This is a genomic window from Edwardsiella tarda ATCC 15947 = NBRC 105688 (genome assembly GCF_003113495.2).
GTDB classification, from domain to species: domain Bacteria; phylum Pseudomonadota; class Gammaproteobacteria; order Enterobacterales; family Enterobacteriaceae; genus Edwardsiella; species Edwardsiella tarda.
In genome coordinates, this window is record NZ_CP084506.1 from 2,067,768 (window position 1) to 2,083,144 (window position 15,377).

Sequence of the window (15,377 nt, forward strand, 5' to 3'; positions counted from 1 at the left end):
GCCCATCACCGAGTAGGCCGGCTCTAGTCACACAACCATGGGAGAAAGACCGATGTCCGCCGCACTTTTGCTGATCGATCTACAGAATGATTTTTGTCCCCAGGGCGCCCTGGCGGTGCCTCGGGGCGATGAGGTCATCCCCGTGGCCCTACAGGCCGTCGAGCTAGCACAGCGGGACGGCGTCCCGGTGATCGCGACCCAGGATTGGCACCCCGCCGATCACGGTAGCTTCGCCAGCCAAAGCGGCGGCCAGATCGGTGCCCTGGGCAAGCTGAACGGCCTGCCGCAAGTGTGGTGGCCGGATCACTGCATACAGAACACCATCGGCGCCGCCTTCCACCCCATGCTGCGCGATACCGCCTTCGACTTCGTGGTGCACAAGGGTAGCGATGCGACGATCGATAGCTATAGCGCCTTCTTCGACAACGGCCAACGCGCCGCCACGGCGCTGCATGGCTGGCTGCAACAGCACGGCATCACCCATCTGTGGCTACTGGGACTGGCGACGGACTACTGTGTGAAGTTTTCGGTCTTAGACGCCCTGCGTCTGGGCTATGCCGTCACGGTGATCCAAGACGGGTGTCGCGGGGTCGATCTCGCGCCGGGCGATAGCGAACGAGCCTTGGCAGAGATGCAGGCCGCCGGCGCGACGCTGAGCACGTTAAGCGAGATCGACAGCCTGCGTTGATCCCCCCTGCCGCGCCCGCGACGGCGCGGCAGCGCTCCCTCCAGGCGATATACTCGAAACGGCGCGAGGGGGAGGCAAGAGGTTACCCCCTTGCGCTGCCGCTTACTCGATGCGACGTATCGCCAAGTCGGCCTCAGGCGAGGCGAACTGCGCCTTGAGCGCCTGCTTACTCTTCATCTCGATCTCGCCCCGGGTGTTCACCGTCAGATGCTCCGCCTGGTGATTATGCCGCGACTGATAAAGCATCACGATCTGCATCGCCTGTGCACGCTGCGCCTCACTCAGGCGACTCCCCTCAGGCCAACGCCCTAATTCCACCGCGCTCAGCAAGCGCTGATAGACATCATCGTTCATTATTGAGAGCAAGCGCTCAATATCCATAATTCCTCACCAATATCTACTTTGCTGAATCGCTTCACCCTGTTATTATCCTTAACAGACATCACGACGCTAACCCGCAGTCCAACTGCCATCATCGGCAGCGTGGAAGTGCAACGCGGCAGAGTTGACGCAATAACGCTCGCCCGTCGGCGCCGGGCCATCGGGAAACAGGTGGCCTAAGTGCGCATCGCAGTGTGCGCAGCGGATCTCGGTGCGCCGCATGTGATGCGAATTGTCATCCAGATAACGGATGGCATCGGGCTGGTAGGGGCGAAAGAAGCTCGGCCAGCCGCACCCCGACTCATATTTGCTGTCGGAGTAGAATAAGGGGCTGTTGCAACACAGGCAGTGGTAGACGCCCTCCTGCTGATTGTAGAGCAGCTTGCCGCTGAAGGGCGGTTCGGTGCCACGCTCATGAGTCACATAGCGTTGCATCTCGGTTAATTGAGGTGGGGACAAGGAGTGGTTCTCTTTAGCCATGTTATGGTCCGCGGTCTTGAGCCGAATGGATGGATGACACAGAAAGATTATGCAATCCAACATAACAAACAGTTAACAATAGATCAGCATCATTTGGTCTAAACTGGATGGCTGGAGCGCGGCGAGCGGCAACATTTGTGATGTACATCACAAAGAGACCGCACGCAGGCTTGAGACGGCTTCTCCCGTCCCCATGTATGATGGGATACGGTGAGTTAGGTATCGTGGGCGCTATCTGCGCAGTCGCCTGGCGGCTTTGACGTATAGCAACAATTGACACGATTCCGCTTGACGCTCCATAAGGTTTTTGTAATTTTACAGGCAACCTTTTATTCACTAACCAATAGCTGGTGGAATATATGACTATCAAAGTAGGTATCAACGGTTTTGGCCGTATCGGCCGTATTGTTTTCCGTGCTGCTCAGGAACGTTCTGACATCGAAATCGTTGGCATCAACGATCTGCTGGATGCCAACTACATGGCATACATGCTGAAGTACGACTCTACTCACGGTCGTTTCAACGGCACTGTTGAAGTGAAAGATGGCCACCTGATCGTTAACGGTAAAAAAATCCGTGTTACCGCTGAAAGAGATCCGGCTAACCTGAAGTGGGACGAAATCGGTGTTGACGTAGTTGCCGAAGCAACCGGTCTGTTCCTGACCGACGAAACCGCACGTAAGCACATCGCTGCCGGCGCCAAGAAAGTCGTCATGACTGGCCCGTCCAAAGATGCTACCCCGATGTTCGTTATGGGCGTAAACCACAAGAACTACGCTGGCCAGGAGATCGTTTCTAACGCTTCCTGCACCACCAACTGCCTGGCACCGCTGGCTAAAGTCCTGAACGACAACTTCGGCATCGTTGAAGCACTGATGACCACCGTTCACGCTACCACCGCTACCCAGAAAACCGTTGATGGCCCGTCCATGAAAGATTGGCGCGGCGGCCGTGGCGCTAGCCAGAACATCATCCCGTCCTCTACCGGTGCTGCCAAGGCTGTTGGCAAGGTTATCCCGGAACTGAACGGCAAACTGACCGGTATGGCTTTCCGCGTTCCGACCCCGAACGTTTCCGTTGTTGACCTGACTGCACGCCTGGCCAAGCCGGCTACCTATCAGCAGATCTGTGACGTGATGAAGGCCGCTTCTGAAGGCGAAATGAAAGGCGTTCTGGGCTACACCGACGAAGCCGTCGTTTCTACCGACTTCAACGGCGAAGTTTGCACCTCTGTGTTTGATGCCGACGCCGGTATCTCCCTGAACGACAACTTCGTGAAACTGGTTTCTTGGTATGACAACGAAACTGGTTACTCCAACAAGGTTCTGGATCTGATCGCGCACATCTCCAAATAAGCGTCAGAGACTTGAATGACGAAAGGGCGACGCAAGTCGCCCTTTTTTATGCTGCCCCGCCCCTGCTCTACTGACGCCTCACCCCGGTTCACTCGACATACGGTTTACGCAACGTCACCCGACTCAACGCCCGGGTAGACTCGCCTGTGCGTGCTCCGCAGGGCGGCAACGGCGGGTGAACACTCCGCCGCGACGGGGAGACGGACGCCCCTCCCTAACGCTCGGCTAAACGCCGCTCACCGCCACGGTTTAGCGCCGTTTCCTTGTTTCATCCACCACCGGCTCGCCATCCTCTTTATTAAACGCCCCCTGCTGCGCCGTGGGCAAAATCTCCAACACACGCTCCGAGGGGCGACACAGACGCGCCCCCAGCGGGGTCACCACGATCGGCCGGTTAATCAGGATGGGATGGCTTAACATCGCGTCGATCAGTTGCGCGTCGCTCAGTCGTTCGTCCGCCAAGCCTAAGGTCTCGTAGGGCTCGACATTCTGGCGTAGCAACGCCCGTACCGAGATCCCCAGCGCGGCGATCAAGCCGAGCAACTCCGCGCGCGACGGCGGCGTCTCCAGGTAGTGGATGATGGTCGGTTCCACGCCACTGTTGCGGATCATCGCTAAGGTGTTGCGCGAGGTGCCGCAGGCCGGGTTGTGATAAATCGTAATCGTATTCATAGCCCTCTCTCATGACCAGGTCAGGGGCGTCATCGCCTCATCGCGTTTATTCAGATAAATAGTCCATAGGGATCATTACCTATGTTTAGCATGATAGGAGGCCTTAACACCAGCGAGCAATGGGGCGACACGCTGGCGCTAAGGGGACCGAGCGGCACGCGCCATGCCGCAGCGGCCAGGCCGAGGCCTGATGTGGGCCCTGCCCGACGACCTGGCTCAAAGATAGGTGACCGTGTAGGTCAATTGGGCGCGGATTTTACCCCCCTTCAGCGCCGCCCCGGTGCGGATCAGGCGGGCAGCCAAGCGATAAACGAAATCGGTGGAGTCATAGGCGCCGACGGGGGGAGAGGGCTCGGCAACCAACTCGGCCACCCCGTTAGCTAACGCCAGAGGCTGATAGCTGCCGCTACCATTATTCCACCCTAATTGAATAGCGAGACCGATGGCAGCATCCTCCCCCTGTTCAATAGCGATCACGCCGTTGTTGCTATCCAGCACCGCAGTCTGTGGCGACAGAGTCAGCTTCACACGGCTAGGCGTGGTGTGCACATCCCTCACCTCGGCGAGTATCGCGTTAGGATCTGACGCCGTCGATTCGGCATAGTCGCCATTATTACGGTGGCTACGGGTGAAGGCGCTGCATCGATGCAGCGTCACCGGTGCCGCCAGCCACTCGCTGGTCGCGCCGAGCGCCGGGAAGTCGGCCCCTAATTGCTTGGGAAAGGTATAGGTGTAGCGGTCATTCGCCACCTGGCAGGTCCCGGCGTGGATCATCAGGCGCATGTCGCCAATAAACTCGATCTCGGTTACCGGACTCCAGTCATCCGCCCCTCCGGTGGCGGCCTCGATGATCACCATCGGCAGGTTACTACCACTGAAGCTTCCCCCCACGGGAACCGGGCCAGTCTTAATAAACTCGACGATGAACGACGTCTCCTCCGGCCCAATCGTGCTCGGATTGTCTCTGGGGTAGGTGATCGTATAGTGGTTGCTCAACGATCCGAATATATCTCCCCTCATAGTGCGGAAGCGGACGCCTACCCCTGCGACGGGTGACGCAATGAACTCCCCGTTGACGGACCAGTTCTTCTCATCCACCCGGAAGTTAACTTGCATACGACCGCTATGAACGCTGTCGGTGTTACAGCTTATGCTATAGGGTAAGTCGCCATGCACTAACTGCCGATAGAACACCGTGCCGATCGGTGCATCCTCCCCGATGCTATAGTCTCCCCAGCCTAACGGCACCACGCGATGGTAGCCTCCCCCATAGCAAGACGCCCTAAGCGCTGGCGCCAGGCCCAGGAGCACCAACACCAACAGCAGGCGTGCCCAAAGCGCCAAGCGGGGTATGCGTTGTCGTCTCATTGTGACCTCTCACAGCGGTAATGCTGACGTTGCGGCGTACTCGACTCAAGATCCTCGATCCGGTAAGGCAGCACGCAGGTACGCGCCTTGCCCTCCTCGCTCCAGGTCGCCAATAACTGCCCCTGAGTCTCGGTGACACGGGCATATAACAAGCCACCCTGCCCAACGATCCCCATGTTATTGCCCGCCTCATCGGTGATGGTACTGCCGAAGGGCAACCCCTGCTCCGCCGATGAGGGCAGCAGTAGCAACGCATAGCCATGCCGGGTGGCAAAGTCGGCCAGTACCACCGCGCCGGCACGTGGCACCACACTCTGCATGGTCGAATCCATTTCCACATTCTCCACTCGGGTCGGGTCGAGGGTGACCAGGTTGCGTTGATAGACCGAGGAGAGCGGGATCGCCGCATTGCCCCAATAATCCAGTTGTAACCCTGGATAGCTGGTCACCTCGGCGCCTGCCGCCCCCGGTGCCGACGCCACGATATAGCCGTCGCTGCTATAAGGGGTAAAGGTCACCCCTCGCGGATGAGCCACCAACGCCCCGTTGAGCCCGGCGGATACGGTGCGGGTCTCGCTGCCAATGCTGGCGTTAGCCGACAGGCTGGTCCAGGGGGCGGTGTACTGGCCGTTGAGACTGCCCGTGGTGCCGCTGTAGTCGTTATGATCCACGCCGACGTTCCAGCTCATCTGCTGGCGCTCGCCCAACGAGCCCGCTAACGACAGCTGCTCGCCGTAATGCCCCTCGCCATCGCGTGAGAAACCACTGCTCAGGCTTAACGGGTGCTGATCGCCGAGGGCCACGCTGAAAGAGAGATAGAGATTGCTATCTTGTAAGCCATTCATCATCCGACTGCGCGAGGCGCTGAGCGACCAATTGACTCGCCGCCAGCCGCTCGACCAACCGAGCTGATACTGGAGATCGGCCCCGGTGCGGTGCCACCAGTGGCGCGCCAAGGCGCTGGCGGAGAGTTGCCCCCAGCCCGTCGGCAGATCTTGGCTCAGCGAGAGGCTAAAGCGACTCTTTTCGCGCCAGAGATAGACGGGATCGATGCCCACGCCACCATACCAATCGCGATAATCCATCGCCTGATCGAAGTCCAGGTAGTTCTGGGTAGAGAAGCGGTAGGCCGCCAAGGCGATGTAACTCCCGGTTTGGCGCAGAAACTTATTATAAGTGACACGGTAACTTTGCCCGGTCAGCTCCTGGCTGCCGGTATGCGCATCCGAGTGGGTAACGTCGAACGCCCAAGCCCCGATCGGCGTGGAGAGCGCGCCTCCGCCGAGGAAGGCGCGATACCCCTCGCTCAGTTGCGTACCGCCGTACAGCGTCAGCAGGTTGCTAATCCCCTGCTGCCAGGTAAGCAGGTAGAGGGGCTGATCGCTGTGTTTCTGCGCGGTGCGGTAGCGGCCCGCCACCAGCTCGTAACGGAAGGCGCCGGGACGGAGCAACTCGGCTACCGCCGCATACGGCACCAGGCTGGTGCTCTCGCGCCCATCGGCCTCGCGCACCGTCACCTCCAGATCGCCGCCGTAGCCCATCGGGTAGAGATCGTCGATGACGAACTCGCCCGCCGGGACGCTGGTTTCATAGATCAGGTTACCGTTCTGGCGCACCGTCACGCGCGCATTACCGCGCGCAATGCCCCGGATCTCCGGCGCATAGTCGCGGCGCGAGGCGGGCAACATCTGCTCATCGCTGACCAACGACACCCCGGTGTAGCCGAGGGTGTCGAAGAGCCGCCCCGAGGTGTAACCTTCGCCGACGAGCAGCCGCCCCCCCAGGGCGCCGATGTCGTGCTGGAGCCAAGTATTCAGGCTCTGATACTCGCTACCGCTGCCCGACTGGCGATTCAGCGAACCGTTGTGACGCAAATACCAACCGGCAATGTTGAAGCCGCTGTTGATGCCTAGATACTGCGAGTTGTAGCTCATCCCATTGTTATGGGCGTAGTAGCTATTGAACGCGTAACCCAAGAAGGCGGCGGTGCTGCCATCCTGCCACAACGCGGGCGGGACATAGCCTCGGGCGCTGTGTTGCACATACTTCTGGGCAATATGGAGGGTGAGGCGTTGGCGGCCGGCATCGAATTCCGCCGTCGCCGCCGGGATGGCTAAACTTACGGGGGTGCAGTCCGCCTCGGCCAACGCGTCGGCGTCGATCGCCTCGTCGGTCAGGTTGAGTTTACGCAGCAGCGCCGGGCTAAGGCAGATGTTAACCTCACCCCCCTCCTCCCCACGGCGCAGGATGACGCTCTCGCGCCCCACCTGCTCATCGTTGAGGTAAATATCCGCCAGCCATTCGCCTGGCATCAGCCCACTCTCTTGATCGAACTGGCTGAGATCGGCGTTACCGGCATAGTACTGAAGAAAGGCCGTATTAAAGGCCAGATGCCCCCGGCGGCCAGCCGGATTGGCGGCCAACGCCGTGCCGCTATCGCCGTCAGCCGCCGAGGCGGAGGCTCGCGACGCCCCAGATTCCGCCGGATTGGCCGCCAGCGCCAGGCCACTCTCGCCGCCCGCCGCCGAGGTGGAGGCACGCGACGCCCCAGATTCCGCCGAGTTGGCCGCCAGCGCCAGGCCACTCTCGCCATCAGCCGCCGAGGCGGAGGCTCGCGACGCCCCAGATTCCGCCGGGTTGGCCGCCAGCGCCAGGCCACTCTCGCCGTCAGCCGCCGAGGCGGAGGCACGCGACGCCCCAGATTTCGCCGGGTTGGCCGCCAGCGCCAGGCCACTCTCGCCGCCCGCCGCCGAGGCGGAGGCACGCGACGCCCCAGACTCTGCCGGGTTGGCCGCCAGCGCCAGGCCACTCTCGCCGCCCGCCGAGAATAATGACGCGGATGAGCGGGCAGACGCCAAGGCCATCGGTGGCGCCTCTTCCGCAGGCAACGTCTGAGCCCGAGCGCGGGCCCACTCCGCGACCTCTGCGTGAGCAACACCGAGGCTGACTAACGGCAACAGGCAGCCCGTCGCCCATGGCCATAGCCAATAAGCTAATACTTTTGCCTTGTGCATGTTTTGCCTCGATCAGCGACTACTGATGTTGGATCGGTTGACTATTGAAAGCCCCGTAGTCGTTCACGTAACCCACTACCACCTTCTCCTGGCCGTTGAGCGTACGCCCGGCGGGTAGGTCAAGGGAGAACTCGCCATAGGGCGACACCATATCCGCTTCCAACGTTAGGCTCTTTGGGCCTCCACTGATCGAAACCCGGGTCAGTGAGACAAAATAGGGGGTGGGATTGTGCAGCGTCAGCGTGTTCCCCGCGCTACGCCAGCGTAGTTGCCGCACCGCCTTGTTAGCCTGCTCGGCATTCAACCCTGCCGGGCGGTAAAACAGCTTGATACGGGAACGAAAGGCAAGCTGGAGCTGCAACTCATTACCGCCCTTATCCGACTCCGGCGGGATCTCCAGCACATTCAGCCACCAGACACTCTCCCGATCCGCTGGCGGCGTCTGGGTCGCGATGAAGGCCAGGCGCAACGTCTGCCCGCCCCCCTCTCGCAGACGCGCCAACGGTGGGGTTAAGGCGAACGGCGCCGACGCCTTCTCCGGTAACGTATCGGGATCACCATCGTCCAGCCAGGATTGAACCAACACCGGGTACTTGCCGCTGTTGGTCAGTTGCACGCTCACATCACGGGCATCGGCGTTATAGATCACCCGGGTACCATTGATCTGCACGCTGGCGTGGGCTGATGACAGCAACGCCCAGAGTACGGCTAGAGTGGTAAAACAACGTATCACGCTCATAGTCAGTCCTCAGCCCCGCCAAGGGATTACTGATAAACCAGGGTGTAGGTGGCTAACGACTCGACGAGCCCTGCAGCGGCGGCACCGGTCGCGTAGTAGCGCACGGCATAGGGCAGCACCGCATAGCCGCTGTTCAGGCTGGTGACATAACCACCACTAATCTGGTCACCATTGCCGATATTGATCTTTTGGAAGTGCTGCGAACCATCTAGCAGTTCCAGCTCGACGCGTTGCGCCCCAGCCCCGTGATCGTCTGTCGCCGTCTGTGCCTCGCGCGCGTTTTTCAACCGCCCTGTCTGGCTGTTAACGAAGGGCCCCCCCGAGAAGAAAGCCTTAACCGACGACCCGGCCTCGTCCGCACTCCCCCCCTCGGGGGCGACCCCATTACAGCCCCAGACGATAATATGGAAGGTGGTCTGCCCGGCGGTCTTGCCGCTGGCGTTCAACTCGGTGATCGGGATGGTAGGCAGGGTCACCTGGCTATAATTCTCATACAGGCTACCTTCCGCACCGATGGTGCCGGATGGCACACCGATGTCATCACCCGCCACCGCCGCCTGACAACTGGTGGACACCAACTCCCCGGTGAAATAGATCAATCCCCCGGTCGCCACCGCGTTCGCCGGTTGCGCCACGGAGAACAGGCTGGCTACCGTCGCTGCCGCCACAATCCCTTTTTTAACATTAACGACTTTCATTATTCTCTCCTTGGATGACGATGAAACTACTCAGTGTGATTACGAGGGTTACTGATAAATGATATTGAAGGTAGCGATAGTATTAACCGTACCAGGCGTCGCCTGCCCGGTGGCGTAATAGCGCGCGCCATAGGGCAAGATATAGACATTGCCGCCCGCTTTCCCTGAATTCATGGTCGGATCGGGGACGTAGACTAAATCACTCCTCGTGTAAAACTTGCCATTTTCAATCTGGCTATTATCGCCAATGGGGACCGGCTGCCAGTTGTTTCCGCCACTCAACAACTGCACCTGTACGTTTCGCGCCGTCCCTCCGTTGATCAGATTGCCGGAGCGGGTATCGGTAAAGGGGTTACTGGTGAAGTAGGCCTTCAAACTCTCCGGGAGGTTTGGTGTACAGCGGATTAAGCGCAGGTTAAATTTCACCTCGCCCGCCGTCTTACCCGGCTCGTTCAGGCTTGACGTCGGCACCTTAGGCAAGGGGATGGTGGCGACGCTCATCGGCTGGCCATAGACATTCATCTCCGTCGAAGCGCTGCGCTCCGTGCTCCAGTCGAGGAGATCCACGCCGCAGGTCGTATTCGACAGCTTCCCTTGAAAGCGCACAAGCCCCGAATTATCGGCAAAGGATTGCGGCACAACCCAAAACATCGACACCAAGATTCCAGCACCTATCCAAACTGGCTTCATTTCATGACTCCTTTCTTTAGCGAGTTAATAAGCTGTACCATCAATGACATCAAAGCTATTTATTATTACGGGGAATAAAGACATTAAGGAGACATTATTATATTAATATTGTCATTTTTCGGCATTGTATTTCAGCAAAAACTTAGGTGCAATACTTTTACTTTACACTTTCACAATTATTTAAATCACTATAAAGGATGAAATCCATCTTAATAATAATTGATTTTTATTTTATGCATTGCACCTGATGAATATCGCAATTTAAATAAGATGAATTGTTTTATAATATCTGCGAATGATTAAAGCCTCGGTGAGATAAGTATTAAAATCGGGAGGGTGACATCATCATGTCATCTTTATTGTTCAATCATCATCGCAGGGGGCATCCGCACACGCTGACCTCGCCGCATTACCTCCATCGACTCGCCCCACTCACCTCATCGTGAGCCTATTTCGCACGCTGGCCGCCACCGGATAAACCGGCCCAAGGTGGCAGATGGCGCGGCGAGGAAGGTGGGCACGAAAACCGGCGCTCGCAGGTGCCCCCTGCCCGTATCGCCCGCCAGCATGGCCCGGCGCACGCTCAGCGCCAGGTATCCCGGGCAAGCGGCCGCTACACGCCGCGGCACGTTACTGCCCCCCTTTGCCTTACCCGATTAACGCTAGAGTGGAGAAGGCGTGAAAAGCGCAGAGGGAAAATCGCTTGGCTCGCGATTTAATCAATCAGCCCCTGCGCGTTTAACGCCGCCAATATTTTTGCCGAGACCAATGAGCAACGCGCCCGATCGGCATAAGTGAGCCAGGCGATATGTTCGATTTCGGCATTGGCGGCGAGCTCTCCGCTAAATTCGCCGCGAAAACAGTGTATCTTTACCCTTACACCGGCGGGCTTCCCGTCGGCCTGTCCACGAAACTCCCCCAGAGAGACGATGCTGTCCGCTAGCAAATCGACGGAGAGCTCTTCTTTAATCTCACGAATGAGCGCGGCCTGATCGCTTTCGCCCGCCTCCCGCTTACCACCGGGAATATAGTAGGTCGCTTTATGGTATGAGCGCGCCATCAGGATCTTTTTATCCTGAATATAAACCCAGCCTAATTTATCAATCTCTTTCGCTACAGCATGATTATTCACTTGGCCGACCCCTCGATAGTAACCCGTTATCTCTGCACGCGATGCCACGCGTGACGCGTCATATTTCCAGTGATGCCTCTCCCCCTCGGGGATAGCGGGGCCGCCTTGCTGAGCTGAGCGCCCAGGGCGCGCGAGCGGCGGCACCCCGCCACCGTGGCGAGGGAGATAGCATACACGGGATAAGGCGGCCATGGCAGCCAGCGGCATGCCGCGCGCCTGCGAGCCGATGATGGCGCACCTCACCATGGCGGGCTCAGATGAGGTCTCCGGCGAACAGAGTGACAGAGTGACAGAGTGACAGAGTGACAGAGTGACAGAGTGACAGAGTGACAGAGTGACAGATGGGATCACGCTCGCGTCAGAAAGGCAACGCAATTGAGGCGCGGCGACGAAGGTGGGATAATCGGCCGACTTCCGTCTACTGTACCGCTTTTATCAAGGAGCCGTTCCATGTCCCAGAGCATGTCCGAGAAGATCTTTGCCTTGCCGGTCGAACAACAGATGACCCCCTACATCAGCCTACGCCAACTGGACGAGCTGCCCATCGTGGTCATCAACCACCCGTTGGTGCGTGCCGCCGTCGCCCTACAAGGCGCTCATCTGCTGCTGTGGCAACCGAGCGGTGAGCAACCGGCACTGTGGTTATCCCCCATCTCCGCCTTCCGTCACGGCGAGCCGATCCGTGGCGGTGTACCCATCTGCTGGCCTTGGTTTGGCCCGGCGCAGCAAGAGGGTTACCCGTCACACGGCTTCGCGCGTAACCTGCCATGGACCTTTAGCGCACACGACGAAGACGCCCAGGGCGTCACCCTGACCTTTACCCTGACGGCGAGCGATGCCTCACGCAAGTATTGGCCACATGACTTTAGCCTGATCGCCCGTTACCGCCTGGGCCAGCACTGTGCGATCGAGCTGGACGCCTATGGCGACTACCAGTGCCAGGCCGCCCTGCACAGCTACTTCAACGTCGCCGACATCCAAGACGTCTCCGTTTCCGGGCTGGGCAGCACCTATCTCGACAAGGTGAATGGCGGCGAAGCGGGCGTGCAGCAAGGAGCACTAACCTTCTCTGCCCGTACCGATCGGGTCTATACCGCACCGGAAGCCTTTAGCGTGATCCACGATAAGGGCTTCCAGCGTAGCATTGAGATCCATCACCACCAGCATAGCGATGTGGTCGCCTGGAACCCGTGGAGCGAAATCGCCGCCGCGATGGCCGACATGCCGAACGAGGGCTACCACACCATGGTCTGCGTGGAGACCGCCCGTGTCAGCCAGCCGATGCAGGCCAGCGACGGCAACCCGGCGCACCTGGCCGCCACCCTGCGCCTGCGCCCACAACGCTAAGGCTCCATCGCCGGCGCCCCGGTGTGGGCGCCGGGATCGCCCCGCCGACGGCGCGGGCCAGAACGGGATGGCCAGTGCCTCTCTCACCCCCACGCTGCCTCACCGCCTGTTCTCCCCACCGTCACAAGCGCCCATCCCGCCCATCGCCCCCCTCGGCGATAGCCACGCCAGACGGGTCACCGACGCGAATGCTCCCGGCCTCGCGCCATCCCTGGCAGTACCCGTTGCGCCACGGCATGAGGGGAACGCCCCCTGAAGGGTACGCTCGCCAGGTTAACGCCTTGCACCCGCGCCCCGCCCTCTTGGGCAAGCCCTTGGCCACTGAGTCACTTTCCCCTCGTCACTCGCCTGACGCCTCCTGTTCGCCCCACCGACCACCTTACCGGCCACCTCACCCATTTTCCCGCACCGCACCGACGTGTGGCCACCTTGCCATCGATCACTTGCAAATAATTATCATTATCAATTAATATGTATGACCTTTTGATACTTCTGGGTTATGTATATGATAAAAAGAACAGTTTTCACTCTATTGCTCCCCTTCTGCTCTCCACTGGTCGTCCAAGCGGCGGAAGCGGAGAAAAAAGACAGCGAGGATAGCGTTTATGTCATCGAGAAGAAGGAGGAGAAAATCAACGAGACGGCCATCTCGCAGAATGAGATAGAGAATCAGCTGATTTTCGATATGCAGGATATTGTCCGCCACCTGCCCGACGTCGGCGTCTCCAGCGACGGGCGTTTTGGTAATAATGGCTATAGCATGCGTGGCGTCGATAAAGATCGCGTCGCGATCTCCGTCGACGGCATACCGCAGGGAGAAACCTTCGACAACCTGATTTACAAGGGATATGGCTATTTTAACGGCAGCATTAACAACGTCGAAACCGAGCAACTGAAAAGCGTATTGATCACGAAAGGAGCCGACTCGTTATTCCTGGGGAGTGGCGCCTTGGGTGGCGGTGTGCAATATGTCAGCAAAGATCCCAGCGATCTGATCCGCTCGGGGAATAGCGGTTTGGTTTCCCGCACCGCCTACAGCTCGAAAAATGACGAAAAGATGCAGACTCTCGGCGGTGCATTTAGCGGCGATTGGCTGGAGGGAATGCTGCTTTATACCTATCGGAATGGCCATGAAACCGACAATTTCCGCCATGAGAACGACGTCTTTGGCCGGGCCCGTGGTACACCAGACCCGCAAACGAGAAAGCGCCAGTCGCTCCTCTCCAAGTTCAACCTCATGCTCGGCGATGCGCACACCCTCAGCGCTACCGTCGAATACGCCAAAGAAAAAAACTATACCGATGAGAAGTCGTGGCACCTCTTCTCCAAATATCACCGCACCGGCGACGATGTCGCGGAAAAGCGGCGTTATAGTTTCTCCGATACCTGGCAACCCAGCGCGTACATCGACACCGTCAAAACGGAGTTTAACTGGCAAAAGATCGACCAGACCGCCTTTAGCACGATCTATGAAGACTTTGAGCAAGGGTATTATGGCGATATTTTCGAAGAGAAAAGCCGCCGCCTGACTCAGTATGGCCGCTATCTGAATAACGAGATTTCATTCAATACCTGGTCATTATGGGCGACACGTCATCATCTGACGCTACGCAGCCAATATGCCACGAAACGCTTTGATAATGTCAATGCCGATATCACCTGGTTAGGTAATCCCAAACAACCCTACCTAGATGATAAAAAAATCATTCGCCCCGTCTCTAGCCGCGATATCAATGCCACCTTCGTCGATGAGATCACTCTGCCCGACGAGAAGCTCAGTTTTATCGTCGGCGCCCGCTATGATCATGTCACGCATAAACCCGACGCGGGGCCATTATCCCTGGCGAAAGATAGCGATCCCCAACCCAACCGCTATTCCGCCCTGTCGTGGGCCCTGAGCGCCAATTATGCCATCACTCCCAACTATACGTTGCAGTATAAGATCGGTAAGGGGTTCCGTATTCCTACGGCGCAGGAACTCTATTTCGATTATGGCGATAGCATCGCGGCTAACCGTGTCGAGCCGAATCCCAACTTAAGGCAGGAGCAAGGCCTCAGTAACGAAATCGCCCTGAGTTATCAGGGGGATCTGCTCCAGAATAAGATCAACGCCTATTACACCAAATATACCGACTTTATCGATCTCAAGCAGACCGAGAAGCAGGTTCCCAATCCTTGGTACGATCCCAGCAATCCCTCACGCTGGAACAAGCCGACCCTGTCGCAGAATCACCTGCAATATGCCAATGTCGCCTCGGCGGCTGTTTGGGGGCTGGAGCTGAGCAACGAGTTTCACCTCAGTAAGGCGCTTGGCGGGCAGGATAACTATAGCCTGCGTAATAGCGTGAGCTACGCCCGGGGGAAAGATGCCGATGGCAACGCATTGCTCTCGATTCAACCCGTTAAATGGGTCTCCTCCCTCGCCTATCGCGATCTCGGCGGGAAATATGGCGCAGAGTTCTTTATGACCTATGCGGCAAAGAAGACCGCGAGCCAGGCCATCCATAATGGCCGCCCCTGGCCCTATCTGAGCGCGAGCTATGTGGTATTCGATACCACCGCCTATTATCACATCAATGATAATATCTCGCTGCGTGCCGGCGTATTTAATCTGTTGAATAGAAAATATAGCACCTGGGATACGCTACGCAGCCTGCCGGAATTCGGCACAACCAACCAGATAGATAGCGATAGAGTGGGTCTACAGCGCTTCACCGCGCCGGGGCGGAACGTCGCCGCCGACATCTCCTTCTACTTCTAATCTCCGCATCCACGCCCGAGGCAAACGGGTGAGGCGGGCAACGAAAACAGGG

At 58.5% G+C, this 15,377-nt stretch carries 13 protein-coding genes; 4 read left to right on the forward strand and 9 right to left on the reverse strand.

The window, feature by feature from the left end; genetic code table 11:
- The first annotated feature begins 52 nt into the window (after positions 1-52).
- Positions 53-688, forward strand: a complete 636-nt coding sequence (pncA, locus tag DCL27_RS09600) for a bifunctional nicotinamidase/pyrazinamidase (RefSeq protein WP_035596811.1) — start codon at positions 53-55, stop codon at positions 686-688.
- A 102-nt stretch (positions 689-790) separates the two neighbouring features.
- Here pncA and DCL27_RS09605 read toward each other — a convergent pair whose 3' ends face one another.
- Both DCL27_RS09605 and msrB read right to left on the reverse strand, forming a co-directional pair.
- On the reverse strand, positions 791-1,069 hold the full coding sequence (locus tag DCL27_RS09605; protein ID WP_035596808.1) for a YeaC family protein: 279 nt from the start codon (positions 1,067-1,069) through the stop codon (positions 791-793).
- Between the two features lie 69 nt (positions 1,070-1,138).
- Complete coding sequence (gene msrB / locus DCL27_RS09610; RefSeq protein ID WP_035596805.1) at positions 1,139-1,549, reverse strand: peptide-methionine (R)-S-oxide reductase MsrB; 411 nt, start codon at positions 1,547-1,549, stop codon at positions 1,139-1,141.
- A 359-nt stretch (positions 1,550-1,908) separates the two neighbouring features.
- On the opposite strand from msrB, the gene gapA reads away from it, so the two are divergent.
- Positions 1,909-2,904 carry a glyceraldehyde-3-phosphate dehydrogenase gene (gene gapA, locus DCL27_RS09615; protein WP_005285091.1) on the forward strand — a complete coding sequence of 332 codons (996 nt, stop codon included), beginning with the start codon at positions 1,909-1,911 and terminating at the stop codon, positions 2,902-2,904.
- A 249-nt stretch (positions 2,905-3,153) separates the two neighbouring features.
- On the opposite strand, the gene arsC is transcribed toward gapA, so the two are convergent.
- From arsC to DCL27_RS09650, 7 genes are all read right to left on the reverse strand, one after another.
- Complete coding sequence (gene arsC, locus DCL27_RS09620) at positions 3,154-3,576, reverse strand: glutaredoxin-dependent arsenate reductase (protein WP_035596802.1); 423 nt, start codon at positions 3,574-3,576, stop codon at positions 3,154-3,156.
- Positions 3,577-3,792: 216 nt separating this feature from the next.
- On the reverse strand, positions 3,793-4,944 hold the full coding sequence (locus DCL27_RS09625) for a fimbrial protein (protein WP_035596799.1): 1,152 nt from the start codon (positions 4,942-4,944) through the stop codon (positions 3,793-3,795).
- Entirely contained in the window at positions 4,941-7,958 is a 3,018-nt protein-coding gene (locus DCL27_RS09630) for a fimbria/pilus outer membrane usher protein (protein WP_115377620.1), read from the reverse strand. Before DCL27_RS09630 ends, DCL27_RS09625 begins: the two co-directional genes overlap by 4 nt.
- 19 nt (positions 7,959-7,977) lie before the next feature.
- Positions 7,978-8,697, reverse strand: a complete 720-nt coding sequence (locus DCL27_RS09635; protein WP_005293236.1) for a fimbrial biogenesis chaperone — start codon at positions 8,695-8,697, stop codon at positions 7,978-7,980.
- Positions 8,698-8,723: 26 nt separating this feature from the next.
- Positions 8,724-9,395: a fimbrial protein gene (locus DCL27_RS09640; protein WP_050979652.1), complete on the reverse strand. Its 672-nt coding sequence runs from the start codon at positions 9,393-9,395 to the stop codon at positions 8,724-8,726.
- 48 nt (positions 9,396-9,443) lie between these two features.
- Positions 9,444-10,085: a fimbrial protein gene (locus DCL27_RS09645; protein WP_035600222.1), complete on the reverse strand. Its 642-nt coding sequence runs from the start codon at positions 10,083-10,085 to the stop codon at positions 9,444-9,446.
- A 715-nt stretch (positions 10,086-10,800) separates the two neighbouring features.
- Positions 10,801-11,463, reverse strand: coding sequence for an NUDIX hydrolase (locus DCL27_RS09650; protein WP_223931122.1), 663 nt, complete (start codon positions 11,461-11,463; stop codon positions 10,801-10,803).
- A 216-nt stretch (positions 11,464-11,679) separates the two neighbouring features.
- Here DCL27_RS09650 and DCL27_RS09655 point away from each other — a divergent pair, with 216 nt between their 5' ends.
- On the forward strand, positions 11,680-12,564 hold the full coding sequence (locus DCL27_RS09655) for a D-hexose-6-phosphate mutarotase (RefSeq protein WP_035597271.1): 885 nt from the start codon (positions 11,680-11,682) through the stop codon (positions 12,562-12,564).
- A 505-nt stretch (positions 12,565-13,069) separates the two neighbouring features.
- Positions 13,070-15,325 carry a TonB-dependent hemoglobin/transferrin/lactoferrin family receptor gene (locus DCL27_RS09660; protein ID WP_223931121.1) on the forward strand — a complete coding sequence of 752 codons (2,256 nt, stop codon included), beginning with the start codon at positions 13,070-13,072 and terminating at the stop codon, positions 15,323-15,325.
- The last annotated feature ends 52 nt before the right edge of the window (positions 15,326-15,377 follow it).